The sequence below is a fragment of the Aeromonas sp. s4 genome (assembly GCF_040907855.1).
GTDB classification, from domain to species: Bacteria; Pseudomonadota; Gammaproteobacteria; order Enterobacterales; family Aeromonadaceae; genus Aeromonas; species Aeromonas caviae.
Genome location: NZ_JBFOCP010000035.1, coordinates 16,146 through 31,966, shown reverse-complemented (window position 1 = coordinate 31,966; position 15,821 = coordinate 16,146). Strand labels below are relative to the sequence as shown.

The 15,821-nt window shown below is 59.5% G+C and carries 16 protein-coding genes; 10 read left to right on the top strand and 6 right to left on the bottom strand.

From position 1 onward, the window contains the following. Positions 1-51: 51 nt before the first annotated feature. From AB5Y89_RS11340 to AB5Y89_RS11320, 5 genes are all read left to right on the top strand, one after another. Positions 52-1,269, top strand: a complete 1,218-nt coding sequence (locus AB5Y89_RS11340) for a 4Fe-4S binding protein (RefSeq protein WP_368223796.1) — start codon at positions 52-54, stop codon at positions 1,267-1,269. 177 nt (positions 1,270-1,446) lie between these two features. Continuing rightward, positions 1,447-1,530, top strand: a complete 84-nt coding sequence (gene tnaC, locus AB5Y89_RS11335; RefSeq protein ID WP_069652909.1) for a tryptophanase leader peptide — start codon at positions 1,447-1,449, stop codon at positions 1,528-1,530. 203 nt (positions 1,531-1,733) lie between these two features. Then, positions 1,734-3,200 (top strand): tryptophanase, encoded by a 1,467-nt coding sequence (gene tnaA / locus AB5Y89_RS11330; RefSeq protein ID WP_010672391.1) that lies wholly within the window; start codon positions 1,734-1,736, stop codon positions 3,198-3,200. A gap of 70 nt (positions 3,201-3,270) precedes the next feature. Beyond that, the gene (locus tag AB5Y89_RS11325; RefSeq protein WP_045522579.1) at positions 3,271-4,485 is read left to right on the top strand and encodes an aromatic amino acid transporter; all 1,215 of its coding nucleotides are present in this window, start codon (positions 3,271-3,273) and stop codon (positions 4,483-4,485) included. A 198-nt stretch (positions 4,486-4,683) separates the two neighbouring features. Beyond that, positions 4,684-5,904 (top strand): aromatic amino acid transporter, encoded by a 1,221-nt coding sequence (locus AB5Y89_RS11320; protein ID WP_368223794.1) that lies wholly within the window; start codon positions 4,684-4,686, stop codon positions 5,902-5,904. A 93-nt stretch (positions 5,905-5,997) separates the two neighbouring features. Here AB5Y89_RS11320 and AB5Y89_RS11315 read toward each other — a convergent pair whose 3' ends face one another. Next, a complete protein-coding gene (locus tag AB5Y89_RS11315) occupies positions 5,998-6,402 on the bottom strand; it encodes a g-type lysozyme inhibitor (protein ID WP_368223792.1) in 405 nt (134 codons plus the stop codon). A 104-nt stretch (positions 6,403-6,506) separates the two neighbouring features. Here AB5Y89_RS11315 and AB5Y89_RS11310 point away from each other — a divergent pair, with 104 nt between their 5' ends. Continuing rightward, positions 6,507-6,683 (top strand): hypothetical protein, encoded by a 177-nt coding sequence (locus AB5Y89_RS11310; protein ID WP_368223791.1) that lies wholly within the window; start codon positions 6,507-6,509, stop codon positions 6,681-6,683. A gap of 57 nt (positions 6,684-6,740) precedes the next feature. On the opposite strand, the gene AB5Y89_RS11305 is transcribed toward AB5Y89_RS11310, so the two are convergent. Both AB5Y89_RS11305 and AB5Y89_RS11300 read right to left on the bottom strand, forming a co-directional pair. Next, the gene (locus AB5Y89_RS11305) at positions 6,741-7,514 is read right to left on the bottom strand and encodes a hypothetical protein (protein ID WP_368223790.1); all 774 of its coding nucleotides are present in this window, start codon (positions 7,512-7,514) and stop codon (positions 6,741-6,743) included. A gap of 153 nt (positions 7,515-7,667) precedes the next feature. Then, complete coding sequence (locus AB5Y89_RS11300; protein ID WP_219604199.1) at positions 7,668-8,432, bottom strand: EAL domain-containing protein; 765 nt, start codon at positions 8,430-8,432, stop codon at positions 7,668-7,670. A gap of 552 nt (positions 8,433-8,984) precedes the next feature. On the opposite strand from AB5Y89_RS11300, the gene AB5Y89_RS11295 reads away from it, so the two are divergent. After that, positions 8,985-10,007 carry a ParA family protein gene (locus AB5Y89_RS11295; protein WP_082189161.1) on the top strand — a complete coding sequence of 341 codons (1,023 nt, stop codon included), beginning with the start codon at positions 8,985-8,987 and terminating at the stop codon, positions 10,005-10,007. Positions 10,008-10,017: 10 nt separating this feature from the next. Further along, a complete protein-coding gene (locus AB5Y89_RS11290; protein ID WP_323925321.1) occupies positions 10,018-10,614 on the top strand; it encodes a HEPN domain-containing protein in 597 nt (198 codons plus the stop codon). Between the two features lie 98 nt (positions 10,615-10,712). Here AB5Y89_RS11290 and glyS read toward each other — a convergent pair whose 3' ends face one another. Together glyS and glyQ are read right to left on the bottom strand one after the other, a co-directional pair. Beyond that, positions 10,713-12,782 (bottom strand): glycine--tRNA ligase subunit beta, encoded by a 2,070-nt coding sequence (glyS, locus tag AB5Y89_RS11285; RefSeq protein WP_368223789.1) that lies wholly within the window; start codon positions 12,780-12,782, stop codon positions 10,713-10,715. A gap of 9 nt (positions 12,783-12,791) precedes the next feature. Further along, a complete protein-coding gene (glyQ, locus tag AB5Y89_RS11280; protein ID WP_005339464.1) occupies positions 12,792-13,715 on the bottom strand; it encodes a glycine--tRNA ligase subunit alpha in 924 nt (307 codons plus the stop codon). 187 nt (positions 13,716-13,902) lie between these two features. Here glyQ and AB5Y89_RS11275 point away from each other — a divergent pair, with 187 nt between their 5' ends. Continuing rightward, entirely contained in the window at positions 13,903-14,481 is a 579-nt protein-coding gene (locus tag AB5Y89_RS11275) for a DNA-3-methyladenine glycosylase I (RefSeq protein WP_042017393.1), read from the top strand. 54 nt (positions 14,482-14,535) lie between these two features. Here AB5Y89_RS11275 and AB5Y89_RS11270 read toward each other — a convergent pair whose 3' ends face one another. Beyond that, positions 14,536-15,096 (bottom strand): cysteine hydrolase family protein, encoded by a 561-nt coding sequence (locus tag AB5Y89_RS11270; RefSeq protein WP_368223788.1) that lies wholly within the window; start codon positions 15,094-15,096, stop codon positions 14,536-14,538. A 426-nt stretch (positions 15,097-15,522) separates the two neighbouring features. Between AB5Y89_RS11270 and AB5Y89_RS11265 the strand changes: the two genes are divergently transcribed. Continuing rightward, positions 15,523-15,765 carry a hypothetical protein gene (locus AB5Y89_RS11265; protein ID WP_368223786.1) on the top strand — a complete coding sequence of 81 codons (243 nt, stop codon included), beginning with the start codon at positions 15,523-15,525 and terminating at the stop codon, positions 15,763-15,765. Positions 15,766-15,821: the final 56 nt, after the last annotated feature.

Sequence of the window (15,821 nt, the reverse complement as noted above, 5' to 3'; positions counted from 1 at the left end):
CAGATGTTGGTTATCCTTGCCGCCAGATCGGGTGTACGCAGTGGAGGATGCATGAGCGTGATTGAGGCGATGACCATGGTGGCCGGACTGGTCTATCTGGTCCTGTTGGTGTTGAAAACGGGGCCGGGCTGGTCATCTCGACTCTCCCTCGGAGTGCTGGTCATTGCCTGGCTGGCGGCGGCAGATGTCAGTCTCTGGCTTGGCCTGGGGCTGGTGGTCGGCAGTCTCAGCCTGCTTCATCGCATCCAGCCCTTCCCCGCACTGGACGAGCTGGGCAGTCAGCCGCTGCGGGAGTGGGCGCGTCATCTGCTGCTGCTCTGCTGGTTGCTGGTGTCGGTGCAATATGGGGTCTATATCTGGCTGCTGGCACGGGGGACGGTTCCCTGGCTGGTGCGCCCCGACGTGGTGGACGGTTTCCTGCCCATCGCCGGCGGGCTCGGGCTGCGGGCCTGGCTCGGGCAGGGGCTGACGGACCCCCATCACCCGGCGGCCACCGTCACCGTGCTGGTGCTTTCCCTGTCGGCCCTGCTGCTGGGTCGGGCGTTTTGTGCCTGGTTCTGCCCGCTCGGGTTGGTGGGGGAGTGGCTGCACGGCCTGCGCTCGCGCCTGTTGCCGGGGGAGTGGACCCCGCCGCGCTGGCTCGATGCCGTGTTGCGCGGCCAGAAGTTTCTGGTGCTCGGCTTTCTGCTCTTCATCATATTGCTGGCGGTACCCGCCGCCGCCCTGCCCGGCTACCTTGCCAGCCCCTACCATCAGGCGGCGGACATGAAGATGGGGGCCTTCTTCTTCAACCTGACCCTGATCTCGGGCCTGTGCCTTGGCTGGGTGCTGCTGCTCACCGCCACCTTCCGGCAAGGGTTCTGTCGCTACCTCTGTCCCTATGGCGCCTGGATGGCCCTGCTCGGCCTGCTGACCCCGCTGCGCATTCGCCGTGACCCGGCCCGTTGCTTGCGAAGCGCGGGCCACGACTGCGACAAGTGCAGCCGGGTTTGCCCCTCGCGCATCCAGGTACACCAGCTTATCGCGGTGCGCAGTCTCGAGTGCACCAGCTGCCAGAGCTGCGTGGCCGCCTGCCCCAAGCGGGCCGATGCCCTGCATCTTGGCACACAAGGGCAGCGACTCGCCCCCCGCCAACTGCTGGGGCTGCTCTGTCTGTTGCTGCTGGTGTTGCCGCTGCTCTCCTACGGCTTGCTGGATCTCTGGGTCAGCCAGACACCGATCCCTGACCGCTACGAGTTGTTGCAGCGGCTGCCCTGGCTGAGCCACTGAGGGGGGAAAGGGCAAAAGGTGGATGATGGGGGGATCTTTCGGATTGGCGATAATAAGCTGTATAAAAATCCCCCGCCAAATTGTTAGCGCCATCCCACTTTGCTCATATTGCAATTGATCATATAGCGCTCCCCACCATAATGGGTGCTGTTATTTGGCGTTGTTAATATCAATTGGATGAGCAACAACATGAATATCAAGGTCAGCTATCCCAAGTGGTTTACCCTGGACCATAAGATCGCGTTCTTCTTCCCGCTGTAATTCCCCGCGGCGGCGCGGCATGCCAGCCATGCCACGAGCCCGCCTCCATTCCTGAACTGAAATAGCTGCACCTGTCTTCGCCTGTTTATTCTGGCGAGGCGATGTCGTGCACCCATTTCACAATATTTCCCACCTGCCGGACATTCTATTTTCGGCGGGGGAAGAGACTCATTTTGAATATTTAAATCTGGGGTGTTTATATTATGGAAAACTTCAAGCATCTGCCCGAACCCTTCCGTATTCGTGTCATCGAGCCGGTCAAGCGCACCACCCGTGCCTATCGGGAAGAGGCCATTGTCCGGGCGGGCATGAACCCCTTCCTGCTGGACAGCGAAGACGTCTTCATCGACCTGCTGACCGACAGCGGCACCGGCGCCATCACTCAGGACATGCAGGCCGCCATGCTGCGCGGTGACGAGGCCTACAGCGGCAGCCGCAGCTACTATGCCCTGCAACAGGCGGTGCAGGAGATCTTCGGCTACTCCCTGACCATCCCCACTCACCAGGGGCGCGGCGCCGAGCAGATTTACATCCCCGTGCTCATCAAGAAGCGGGAGCAGGAGAAGGGGCTGGATCGCAAGAAGATGGTGGCCCTCTCCAACTACTTCTTCGACACCACCCAGGGCCACACCCAGATCAACTGCTGCGTGGCGAAGAACGTCTACACCAGGGAGGCGTTCGATACCTCGGTCACCGCCGACTTCAAAGGCAACTTCGATCTGGTGAAGCTGGAAGAGGCCATCCTGGAGGCGGGCCCCGCCAACGTGCCCTACATCGTCAGCACCATCACCTGCAACTCCGCCGGGGGGCAGCCGGTCTCCATTGCCAACCTGAAGGCGGTGTACGAGATCGCCAGAAAGTACGACATCCCGGTCATCATGGACTCCGCCCGCTTCGCCGAGAACGCCTACTTCATCCAGCAGCGGGAGCCCGGCTACGCGAACTGGACCATCGAGGAGATCACCAGGGAGTCCTACAAGTACGCCGACGGCCTCGCCATGTCGGCGAAGAAGGATGCCATGGTGCAGATGGGGGGGCTGCTGTGCTTCAAGGATGACAGCATGCTGGACGTCTACACCGAGTGCCGCACCCTGTGCGTGGTGCAGGAGGGCTTCCCGACCTATGGCGGCCTGGAAGGGGGCGCCATGGAGCGCCTGGCGGTGGGCCTGCGGGACGGCATGCGCCAGGACTGGCTGGCCTATCGCATCGGCCAGGTGCAGTACCTGGTGGACGGGCTGGAGGCCATCGGCGTGGTGTGCCAGCAGGCGGGGGGCCATGCGGCCTTCGTGGATGCGGGCAAGTTGCTGCCCCACATCCCGGCGGATCAGTTCCCGGCCCACGCCCTGGCCTGCGAGCTCTACAAGGTCGCCGGCATCCGCGCGGTGGAGATAGGTTCCCTGCTGCTGGGGCGCGACCCCGCCACCGGCAAGCAGCACCCCTGCCCTGCGGAGCTGCTGCGCCTGACCATCCCCCGTGCCACCTATACCCAGACCCACATGGACTTTGTCATCGAGGCCTTCGGCGAGGTGAAGAAGAACGCCCACCGGGTGAAGGGGCTGGACTTCATTTACGAGCCGGCCGTGCTGCGTCACTTCACCGCCAGACTGAAAGAGGTCGAGCATAACGACCCGTCAGCCGGCAAGACGCAGAAAAAATTGATAGAAGCATAACGAGTCAGGGGCACAGATTTTTCTGTGCCCTTTTTTTTCACTGCTCTGTGAAAGATTTGGAGTGACACACATGACATCAACACCGTCCGTCATCGGAGGGGCCTGCATCATTGCCAGCGTCTGTGTCGGTGCCGGCATGCTGGGGCTGCCGAGCGCGGGAGCCGGGGCCTGGACCAGCTGGTCAACCCTCGCCATCATTCTTACCATGGTCGTCATGACGGTTTCAGGCTGGATGCTGCTGGAAGCCCTGAAACCCTACGCATTGACCGCCTCCTTCAACTCGGTGACCAAGGATCTGCTCGGTCGCAGGATCAATCTCTTCAACAACCTCACCGTCTATTTCGTGGGCGGCATTTTGCTCTATGCCTACATCACCTCGTCGGGTCTCATCCTGGGCGGCCTGCTGGGCATCAATAGCCAGCTGGCCTCGGTGTTGTTCGTGCTGGTGTTCTCCTGGTTCGTCTGGCATTCGACCCGGGCGGTGGACAGGATTTCGGTCGTCCTGATCGTCTTCATGGTGCTGAGCTTCGTGTTCGGGGTCTCCGGGCTTGCCAGCAAGGTCGACACCGCCAAGCTGTTCAACTCCTTTGCCGAGGAGCTGGGCCGCGCCCCTTACGCCCTGGCCATGTTGCCGGTGGCGCTCACCTCGTTTGGCTACCACCACTCGGTGGCATCGATGCGCGCCTATTACGGCGAGGAGCAGAAAGCCAGGCAGGCGATCCTGGGGGGGACCCTGATCGCCCTGGCGCTCTATCTGCTGTGGCTGCTCAGCATCTTCGGCAACCTGCCTCGTCCCGCCTTCGGCCCCGTCATCGCCAAGGGGGGTGACGTGGATGTGCTGCTGGGGGCGCTGGCCTCGGTGATCGAGTCCAGGCAGGTCTCCCAGGCCATCAACCTCTTCTCCATGGCGGCCATCCTCTCCTCCTTCATCGGGGTGGGGCTCGGGGTGTTCGACTATCTGGCGGATCTGTTCCGGTTCGACAACAGCCGCCGGGGGCGGGCCAAATCCTGGGCGGTGACCTTCCTGCCCCCCCTGGCGCTCTCCCTGATGTTCCCGTTCGGCTTCGTGGTGGCCATCGGCTATGCCGGGGCCGCGGCGACCGTCTGGGCCTGCATCATCCCGGCCCTGCTGGCGAAAAAGTCCCGGGAGCTGGCCCCGGACGAGGCGGGGTTCAAGGCCCCCGGCGGCCAGCCCATGGTGGTGGCCGTCATCGTCTTCGGGGTGCTTACCGCCATCTTCCACCTGATGGCCATGGCGGGTCTGCTGCCCGTCTACACCGGCTGATCCTGGTGTGCTGAACCTGGCCCCATCCCGAACATATTCCACGGATGGGGCGCAGGATCCGGCCCGTTTCCCCCCATTTCCCCTCCGGATTTGATACCCGAAGGCATGCAGGGTAAAGTCCCCCGGCGCCAGCAGTGGCGAACGCAGGAGAAGCACGGCGGTGTGCCGTGACCAGTCGACAATCCGTTTGGGGGAGTAATGGAACAGAAACCATCGTTGGTGGGCGGGGCATGCATCATTGCCGGCGTCTGTGTGGGGGCCGGCATGCTGGGGCTGCCGAGTGCGGGGGCGGGCGCCTGGACCCTCTGGTCCATGCTCGCGGTGGCACTGACCATGGTGGTGATGACGGTCTCCGGCTGGATGCTGCTGGAGTCCTATCGGGGCTATCCCCTGCGCGTCTCCTTCGATACCGTGACCCGGGATCTGCTGGGGGAGAAGGTCAACGCCCTCAACAATCTCAGCGTTTATTTCGTCGGCGGCATCCTGCTCTATGCCTACATCACCTCGGCCGGTCTCATCATCGACGGCATGACGGGGATGGGCAGCCAGTGGGCGTCCGTGCTCTTTACCCTGGCCTTCTCCCTGCTGGTGTGGCACTCCACCCGGGCGGTGGACCGCATCTCGGTGTTGCTGGTGATCCTGATGGGGCTGAGCTTTGCCTTCGGCATCTCGGGCCTGTCGATGAACGTGCGCCTCGATCTGCTGCTCGACCGGGTGGGCAGCGAAGTGAGCTACGCCCCCTATGCCCTGGTGATGCTGCCGGTGGCGCTCACCTCGTTCGGCTACCACCATTCGGTCTCCTCCATGCGCGCCTACTACGGTGAAGAGCGTCGCGCCAGCCGCGCCATTCTGGGGGGCACCCTGATCGCGCTCGCGTTTTACCTCATCTGGCTGGTGAGCGTCTTTGGCAACCTGCCCCGCAGCGAGTTCGGCCCGGTGATCGCGGAGGGGGGCAACGTGGATGCCCTGCTCAAGGCTCTCGGTTCGGTGATAGAGTCCAAGGCGGTGGCCAGCGCCCTCAACGCCTTCTCCATGGCGGCCATCCTCTCCTCCTTCATCGGGGTGGGGCTCGGGGTGTTCGACTACCTGGCGGATCTGTTCAAGTTCGACAACAGCCGGGGTGGCCGCGCCAAGTCCTGGGCGGTGACCTTCCTGCCGCCCCTGGTGCTCTCCTTGCTGTTCCCGTTCGGCTTCCTGGTGGCCATCGGCTATGCGGGCGCCGTGGCGACCCTGTGGACCTGCATCATCCCGCCTCTGCTGGCCTGGAAGGTGCGGTCGGCCCGGCGCGAAGAAGGTGGCGAGGGCTTCCGCGCCCCCGGTGGCCTCTTCATGATCGTCCTGGTGATCCTGTTCGGCGTGCTGACCGCCGCCTTCCACCTGCTCAACATGGTGGACCTGCTGCCCGCCTACAAGGGCTGAGCCGTTACCCGGGTCGCAGTGCCAGCATACAATGACAAAGAAGGAGCCTCATGGGCTCCTTCTTGCTTGTCACACAGGCAATATTGGCGTCGGTTACTGAATGCCGACCGACAGGGAGTGGGGGACCTTGGCGCCTTTACGGGCGGTGGCGCGCATCTGGTAGACCTGGATCAGGTACTTGCCCGACTTGGGCAGGGTGCCTTGCCATTTTGTGTCCACGTTGCCGCCGCCCAGTGCCTCGGCCTGACCCGGGATGGCGCCCGGCGCGAAGACGTTGAAGTTGGCATTGGTGCTGCCGGTGATGGCGACCGTCATGGTCTGGCCTTCTTTGGCGCCCAGGGTGTAGTTGATGGTGTCATAACCGGAGAAGGTGCCGTCAACCTTGGCGCTGTGCGCGCCTTTGGCGAAGTGCACCGGCACCGTGGTCACCTTGTCTGCCGCCTGAACCGAGGCCGCCATCATCATGGCCAGCAAGGCGACCGTTACTGCTTTTTTCATTATGTATTGCTCCTGTGATCGGGCCCTGGCACGGGCCTCGAGGGGAAGATATGCCTGAACGATGACGGGACTCCATCGAAATGATGGGGCGGTCGGAGTGGGGGATGTTGCAAGATTTGGGGTATGCACAGATGGACATGGTGCCTTTTGGCCGCAAGCCAGATGAACACAAGGTCGATGGGGTTTTATATGGTGAGTTCCCTGATACAGGGGGCGTTTTTGTCAACGTGGTGTTGACGAACAGGGTGCCCGCTGCGGCCATGAGTCTGCGACAGAATTGATCGCCCCGGGTCTCCTGCATGGTCAGGGCGCGGGAAGGCGTGCGGAAAAAGAGGACGTTAAGGTTGGCTGGTGCCCCCAGCCGCCATGGCCTGCTGCTCATAGCGCGCCACCGAGCCGTCCTGCTTCATTTGCCGGATCACGCTGGCAAGGGGGGCCAGCAGATCCTGATGCCGTTCGTGCAGGTAGACGTAAGAATCGGCCAGCTCCATCACCCCGGCGGAGTAGATGCCGGCATAGCCCGGGTCCTGGCGCGTCAGGGCGGCCAGGGCCTGGCTGGCAATCAGGGTCTGCTCCACATAGAGGTCACTGCGCCCCTTGAGCAGCTTGCCCATCCCCTGCTCGGCGGTGGCGATGGCAAAGAGCCGGTCCGGTGCCACCACCTTGCCCAGCATCATCTCCGGCAGCTTGGCGCCACGGCGAAACTCGACCCGATAACCGGTGCCCTGCAGGCTGTGCCACCCCTGCAGCTGGATCCCGGGCTGGTGGGCATAGGCCTGATAGGAGACGGCGAAATGGGGCTCGGGCACGCGCTGGAGGGTGCGGGTCTGCTGCTGGTAGCTGGCGGCGCGGTGGATCTCGCCATCGACCTGTCCCTGCTCTGCCAGCAGGGGAGCCCGTCCCCCGGGGTAGCCCTGGTACTGGAAGTCATAGCCCAGGCGGGCGAACGCATCCCGATAGATGAGGTCGAGCCAGCGACCATAGGGGGACTCCCTGGTTTCAAGGGAGCTCACCAGTGTGATGTTGCCCCTGCCTTGCGCCCCCCATACCTGGAAGGCCAGCAGCAAGAGCAGTGAAAGAGCGAAGAAGCGGTATCCTGAAACCTGCGCCATGGTGTCCCTGTCAGAGCGGTGGTTGCAAAGGGTGACAGTCCCATCCTAGCCCAGGGGGTTGCCCGGTCCAGCGCTTTCTGCCGTCCGCCCGTGGATACCCTCCGGGCCGCCTTGCCCGAATGAACGACAACAAAGGGAGATGGCCAGCGCCGCTCACAGGCTGGCGAAATCCACCTCGGGCAGGGTTTCGAAGCCGGGGCGGGCAAACAGATAGCCCTGCATCAGGCTGACGCCCATCTCCCGCAGGCAGGCCATCTCTTCGCGGGTTTCGATCCCCTCTGCCAGCGGGGTGATCTGCAACTCCGTAAACAGCGCCAGACAGTGGCGAACGATGGCCTGACGGATCGGGTCCTGGTCGATGCCGCGCAGCAGGTGCATGTCGAGTTTGATGATGTCGGGGCGAAAATCGGCCAGCAGACTCAGGCCCGAGTAACCGGCGCCAAAGTCGTCGATCGCCGTCTTGAAGCCCAGGGCCTGATAGTGATCCACGATGCCGCGAATATGGCGGTTGTCCTGCACCTGCTCCACCTCGGTGAACTCGAACATGATCTGCTCGATGGGAAAGAGATGCTCGCGGGCCGCCTGCAACGTGGTGCGGATGCAGCGCTCCGGGCGATAGACCGCATTGGGCAGGAAGTTGATGCTCAGCATGCCCCGCATGTCGAGGCGGGCGGCCAGCGCGATGGCCTTGATCCGGCACAGCTGATCGAAGCGGTAGCGGTTGTCGTCGTTGACCCGGTCAATCACGCTCTGCGCCGACTCGTTGTTGAGCCCCCGCACCAGGGCCTCGTAGCCGAAGAGGGTGCGCTGACTGCAATCGACGATGGGCTGGAAGGCCATGGTGAAATCGAAGTCGAGATCCACCTGCTCATGACACTGCTGGCAGAGGGTGGAGGACGGGGCGGCAGGTATATCCATGACGTTCCTTTCAAGGCGTGGGGTCGCGAGAGATTGCCTCAAAGGATAACAGCTCATATCTCGCCGGCAGAGGTTATTCATTGGAGCTGGCGGGTGTCTAGGTGCGGATTGTGCGGCAAAGTCGGGGCCATGATGGATTCGACAATGACCGATCAATACCAAGCAGCATACTCCGTAGGCCTCCGTCGCCCCGTAGGTTCGATTAGCGCAGCGTAATCGGACGAACGAGAGGCTTTGGTTGCATTTGTTGCCGTGAGTCGGGGTTGGCCAGCCGGAGGGGAAATTGTGGCTTGCAGTTATAGCGGGAGAATTGATTAACACGAACGCCCTACGGGCTTACGAGTTTTCTTCTTATATCACCCTAAGACTATTATCAAATCTCAACAACGAATCATATTGTTAAATCAATGATCTTTGTGAGTTATAACACTCTTTACCGTTTTAATAGTTGGTAATGTATGCTTTTATGTATATGAAGACCTGAGATCATAAATTGATCTATGTATATAGGATGTGAACTGAGTTTTAATGTTGATTATCTCTGGAGGCGCAATGAGCAAGCGTATAGTTTTTTTTAATCATAAAGGTGGAGTCAGTAAGACTACTACAGCATTTAATCTTGGTTGGAAGTTAGCTGAGGGAGCGAGAGTTCTCTTGGTCGACGGTGATCCACAATGTAATCTAACAAGTCTTATTATTGAGGACTTTGATGAATATTATTCCAATGATTTAACAAAAAACAATAATATTCGTGATGGCGTTGAAGCAGCTTTTAAAGGAAGGCCAACACCAATTCAAGCTGTAGACTGTTTTAACTCACCTAAAAATCCTAATATTTTCTTGATTCCCGGGCATCAAAATCTACATGAGTTTGAAGCAGCGTTGACTTTCGCTCAAACGTCAAACAATGCAATTTCAACTTTGGAAAACTTACCGGGTGCATTCAGTGCATTTATTGGTGAGACAGAACGAAAATACAATATTGATTATACCATAATTGACCTTAACCCAGGTTTAAGTGCCATTAATCAAAATCTTGTTTTGGCTTCTGATTATTTAATAATCCCAACTAATCCAGATCCATTTTCTTTAATGGCAATAGATACCCTGAAAATAATATTGCCTCGTTGGGCCTCTTGGTTAGTACAAAGTGGGCCACTTTTTGACAATTCAGCATATCCATTTAATAAAGAGCCACCAGTCCTACTAGGTTCTATAATTCAGAGGTTTAATGTTAGAAAGGGTAAAGCTGCGAGGCCTTTCAGAGATAATATTCAAGAGATTAAGGATGATATATCAGAAGAGTTGATGCCAACCTTGAAGAAAATAGGAATGTTGTTTGACAATGAAAAATATGGTGATGCACTACTTCATAATGGGCTTTGTTTGTCAGAAATACCAAACTTCCAAGGTTTATTGCCCAAGGCTATAGATGCTGGTGTCCCTGTCTTCTCATTAAGTGATGAGGAGATAGGCGAAACTGGTCCAGTGTTGGACCAGCTCAAAGAAAATCGAGATAAATTTAATGCAATATTCTCTCATATAGCAAGCGAAGTTATACGATTAACAGCATAGGTCGAATTTTATGCTTCAAGTTTTTCATGAAAGTATAAGAGATGCAAGAAACTTGCGCTTATTGTATACACATTGTGTATTAGACCTAAAATTACCTGGTGACTATAGTGATCTATTAAGGATGGATATTGTTTATTGCATGAGTGCCTTAGATAAACTTATACATGATATTGTTAATTTTGAGATGGTAGAGGTTTATGCTGGGCGAAGAAATCCAACTCAAAAATACCTATCAGAGCCAATATCGCTCATGAATCACGCTATGCTTTCTACAATGGAAACACCATCTCAAATAACTTTTGATGGTATTGTAAGATTAAAATTGAAGCACCAAAGCTTTTTGGATCCAGCTAAGTTGGTTGATGCTTTAGGGCTGGTTTGGCAAGTTCAAGATAAATGGCTAGCAATATCTAATGCGATGCAGCGAGATCGCAAAGATGTGATGACTGAACTTAAAAGTATATTTCAAAGAAGAAATTCGATAGTTCATGAGGCTGATAAAGATCCTATTAGTAATAATAAATACCCAATAAGTGTTGCTGATACTATGCGAGTTGAAGAGTTTATTGAAACTCTTGGTGATACTGTTCATAATTTGGTTAGGTAAATGTTTTTTTATTATTTTTGATCATGTTTAAAATATGTTCGCTCCATAAAAACGGCGCCTCAATGGCGCCGTTTTTAATATCATTTACTTAACCAACATCACTGCAGCAGGGAGATATCCGCGACTTGCAGGAACAGGTTGCGCAGGTTGTTCAGCAGTGCCAGACGGTTGGCCTTGAGGGCTTCGTCGTCGGCCATCACCATCACCTCGTTGAAGAAGGTATCGACCGGCTCGCGCAGGGCGGCCAGACGGGTGAGAGCAGCCTGATAGTCACCGGCGGCGAACAGCGGGGCCAGTTCGGCTTGCAGTTCGGCAACCTGGGTGGCCAGCGCCTTCTCGGCAGCATCGACCAGCAGTTCCGGTTTGACGGCAGTCGGCAGTTCGCCTTCGACCTTGGCCAGAATGTTGCTCACGCGCTTGTTGGCGGCAGCCAGTGCCAGGGCGGCATCCAGCGTGCGGAAGTGGCTGACGGCCTTGACGCGACGATCGAAGTCGAGCGGACGGGTCGGGCGGCGGGCCAGTACGGCCAGCACCACGTCGGCACCGATGCCTTCGTCCTGATAGGCGGCGCGGAAGCGGCCCAGCATAAAGTCGACCACGTCGGTAACGACGGTTTTGTTGGTCAGCTTGTCGCCGTAGACGCGTACCGCTTCTTCAACCAGTTCAACCAGATCCAGATCCAGCTGCTTCTCGGTCATGATGCGCAGGGCACCGATGGCGGCGCGACGCAGGGCGAACGGGTCCTTGTCACCCTTGGGCAGCATGCCGATGCCGAAGATACCGGCCAGGGTGTCGAACTTGTCGGCCAGCGCGACGGCGCAGGCAACCAGACCGGACGGCAGGGCATCGCCGGCAAAGCGCGGCATGTACTGCTCGTTGAGGGCCACTGCAACCGCTTCGTCTTCGCCATCGTGACGGGCGTAGTGCATCCCCATGACACCCTGGGTGTCGGTGAACTCGCCGACCATGTTGGTCATCAGATCACACTTGGAGAGCAGACCGGCACGCTTGGCCTGAGCCACATCGGCGCCGATACGCTCGGCGATAAAGCCGGCGACGGTCTCGATGCGCTCGACCTTGGCCTTGACGGTGCCCAGCTGTTGCTGGAACAGCACGGTTTCAAGGCGCGGCAGGCGGGAGGCCAGGGTCTGCTTGAGGTCGGTCTTGAAGAAGAACTCGGCGTCTGAGAGACGGGGACGAACCACCTTCTCGTTGCCGCTGATGATCTGGCTCGGGTCTTTGGACTCGATGTTGGTGACGAAGATGAACTTCGGCAGCAGCTTGCCGTTCTTGTCGTAGACCGGGAAGTACTTCTGGTCACCCTTCATGGTGTGAACCAGCGCTTCAGCCGGAACGGCCAGGAACTTCTCTTCGAAGTTGGCAGTCAGCACCACCGGCCACTCGACCAGTGCGGTCACTTCTTCCAGCAGGGCGTCGTCCAGATCGGCTACGCCACCGAAGGCGGCAGCGGCCGCTTCGACGTCAGCCTTGATCTTGGCCTTGCGCGCCATGAAGTCGGCAATCACCATGCCGCGCTCCTGCAGGATCTGCGGGTACTGGCTGGCGTTGTCGATGGTGATCTCGCTCTCGCCCATAAAGCGGTGGCCGCGGATGGTGCGGGCAGAGTCGATACCCAGAATGTGGGCGGGAACCAGCTCGCCATCCAGCAGCAGGGTCACGGTGAAGACCGGACGCACGAACTGGATGGTCTTGTCGCCCCAGCGCATCATTTTCGGGATCGGCAGCTTGGCCAGCGCCTGGCTAACCAGCTCGCCCAGCAGATCGATGGCCGGACGACCTTCAACCTTGGCGGTGTGAACCAGCCACTCGCCCTTGTCGGTGACCAGACGCTCGGCCTGCTCAACGGTGATGCCGTTACCACGGGCCCAGCCTTCGGCAGCCTTGGTCGGCTTGCCTTCGGCATCGAACGCCTGAGCCACGGCCGGGCCGCGCTTCTCGACGCTCTTGCTCGGCTGTTCGCCAGCCAGCTCGCTCACCTTCAGCGCCAGACGGCGCGGTGAGGCAAACCACTCGACGTCGCCGAAGGCCAGATCGGCCTTGGTCAGTTCGGCTTTGAAGTTGTCGGCAAAGGCTTCGGCCAGGGAGCGCAGGGCTTTGGGCGGCAGCTCAGCAGTACCGATCTCTACCAGAAATGTATGTTGTGCCATGTCCGTTCCTTAACCTTGCTTGTTCTCACTGCGCTGACACATCGGGAAGCCCAGCGCTTCGCGGGAGGCGTAGTATGCCTCGGCCACGGCCTTGGTCAGGGTGCGAATGCGCAGGATGTAGCGCTGACGCTCGGTGACCGAGATGGCCTTGCGGGCATCCAGCAGGTTGAAGGAGTGAGCGGCTTTGAGGATGCGCTCGTAGGCAGGCAGCGGCAGCGGTTTTTCCAGTGCCAGCAGATTCTGGGCTTCCTTCTCGTACTGCTCGAAGCAGTGGAACAGGAACTCCACGTCGGCGTGTTCGAAGTTGTAGGTGGATTGCTCCACTTCGTTCTGGTGGAACACGTCGCCGTAGGTGGTCTTGCCCAGCGGGCCGTCAGACCAGACCAGATCGTAGACGCTGTCCACGCCCTGGATGTACATGGCCAGACGCTCGAGACCGTAGGTGATCTCGCCGGTGACCGGCTTGCACTCGAGGCCGCCAACCTGCTGGAAGTAGGTGAACTGGGTCACTTCCATGCCGTTCAGCCACACTTCCCAACCCAGACCCCAGGCACCCAGCGTCGGGTTTTCCCAGTTGTCTTCCACGAAGCGGATGTCGTGGATCTCGGGATCCATGCCCAGCTCTTTCAGGGAGCCCAGATAGAGTTCCTGAATGTTGTCGGGGGAGGGCTTGATGATCACCTGGAACTGGTAGTAGTGCTGCAGGCGGTTCGGGTTCTCACCGTAGCGGCCGTCAGTCGGACGGCGGGACGGTTGTACGTAGGCGCAGGCGATGGGCTCCGGGCCCAGGGCGCGCAGGCAGGTCATGGGGTGGGAGGTACCGGCACCCACTTCCATATCCAGCGGCTGAATGATGGTACAGCCCTGGCGGGACCAATAGTCCTGCAACTGCAGGATCAGGCCCTGAAAGGTTTTGACATCGAATTTTTGCATAGTGTTTTTCGCGCGAAATGAAATCAGAGCAAGATTTGCTGAATGTGAACCGAGGGAGTATACCGTCTGGCATGGTCGGATAATAGGCGAAATTACAGGGGATTAGTGGGGCTATGTTGTCGCTTGCTCTATGATGTCGCCGACGCAAGCGGCCTGCCGATGGCCGATGAAAAACAGGGGAGAGGAAATGGAACTGCGCTGCGCCTGGGTGACCAGAGACCCGGAATACATCGAATACCATGACAAGCAGTGGGGCAGGCCGGTGTATGACGCCCGCGAGTTGTTTGCCAAGCTCTGCCTCGATGGTCAACAGGCGGGGCTGTCGTGGATCACCATCCTCAAGCGCACCGAGAGCTACCATCGCGCCTATGCGGATTTTGATCCGGTGCGCATCGTGCAGTTCGACGACCAGGACGTGGCGCGGCTGATGCAGGATACCGGCATCATCCGCAACCGGCTCAAGGTGCAGTCGATCATCAAAAATGCCCGCGCCTATCTGGCGCTGGAGGCGGAAGGCATCGACTTCGTCGATTATCTGTGGGGCTTCGTGGGCGGCGCCCCCATCGTCAACCAGCGTCAGGGCAACGGCGACATTCCGGCGACCTCGCCGGAGTCGGATGCCATGTCCAAGGCCCTCAAGAAGCGCGGCTTCACCTTCGTCGGCAGCACCATCTGCTACGCCTTCATGCAGGCGGTGGGCATGGTGAACGATCATCTGGTGACCTGCCCCTGCCACGCCGAGTGCCAGCAAGCGGCGGCGACGTGAAGGGGAAGTGCACGAAGAAGGGAGGCTCAAGCCTCCCTTCTTTTTTACTCTGAATCAGCAGGGCTCAAGGGGGCGGCCGAGCGCCTCGCACACCTCGTCGCTGCTCATCAGCCGCACGAAGGGGCCGGCCAGGGTGGCGTTGTGATGGGTGATGATCTGGGGGGCTGTCAGTTGCGGCGTGTCCATGCAGGTGTGGGCATCGCTCACCAGCACTACGGTGTAGCCGAGATCTGCCGCCGCCCGGCAGGTGGTGTCGATGCAGTACTGGGTCTTCATGCCGGTGACGATCAGGGTCTGCACGCCGTCCTCTTTCAGCCAGCCATCGAGACCGGTGCCATGGAAGGCGCTGGGGCGCAGCTTGTCGAACACCCGGTCGGCCTCGCCGACGACCAGCTCAGGCGCAAGCTGCCAGAACGGGCTGCCGGCGGCGATGGGGCTGCCGGCCGGGCCCGTGTGACGCACCGCCAGCACGGGGAGAGCGGCACTGCGGGCCGCCTGGCTCAGGCGATTGATGTTGGCCAGGGTCTCGGCCCCGGCATGGGGGGATTCCGGGCCGTGAAGGAGGCCCACCTGGATGTCGATGATGAGCAGCGCGGGGCGGGAAAGGGACGACATGATCATGGCTCCGTGAGAAATGTCACCCACTCTGGGGCCATGGGCTCTTATGAGACAACCCGCATATGGGGGGCTCCATTGCGCCAGACCCATGGAGCATGTTGCCGTTGCATCGGGCCGGGAGCCTTGTCGCCCCTTGGTACAGCCGGGATACAGTCACACGGGTTCACCATCGGGAGCGCCATCACGAGGGAATCCCGTGTCACTGAGCGCCGCTCGCCCTCTCTCCCCCGGCCTGATCGGCTGCACCCTGGGGATGACGTTGCTCGTCAGGGCAAACACGAGGGGAAGCCGGCCCTGTGCAAGGTGGTCCGAGGCTGCACAAACGACGCCCCCGAGGGCCGAGTCTGCGCTACCGGGATCTTGCCCCTCCCCTATCATTGAAAGACGCCGGACCGGTTCAGGTTGTCTGGCGAAGGAGCCATCATGAAGAAGTCCGTATTGGCGCTGCTTGCCGCCACCGTCTTGCTGGCCGCCCTGCCTGCACAGGCCACCAAGCAGGCCCAGGAGCGCCGTGACGCCCGCGATGTGCGTCAGGATACCCGTCAGGAGTCCCGTGACGCGAAACAGGAGTGTCGTGAGGGGGTGGTGGGCAATGCCGACTGCCGCCAGGAGCATCGTGACAACAAGCAGGAGGGGCGAGACAAGGCCCGGGATATCAAATATTGATGTGGGTCCGTCCGAAGATGGCCTGCACCGGGTAAGTCGCAAGGGGCAGGGGGCGT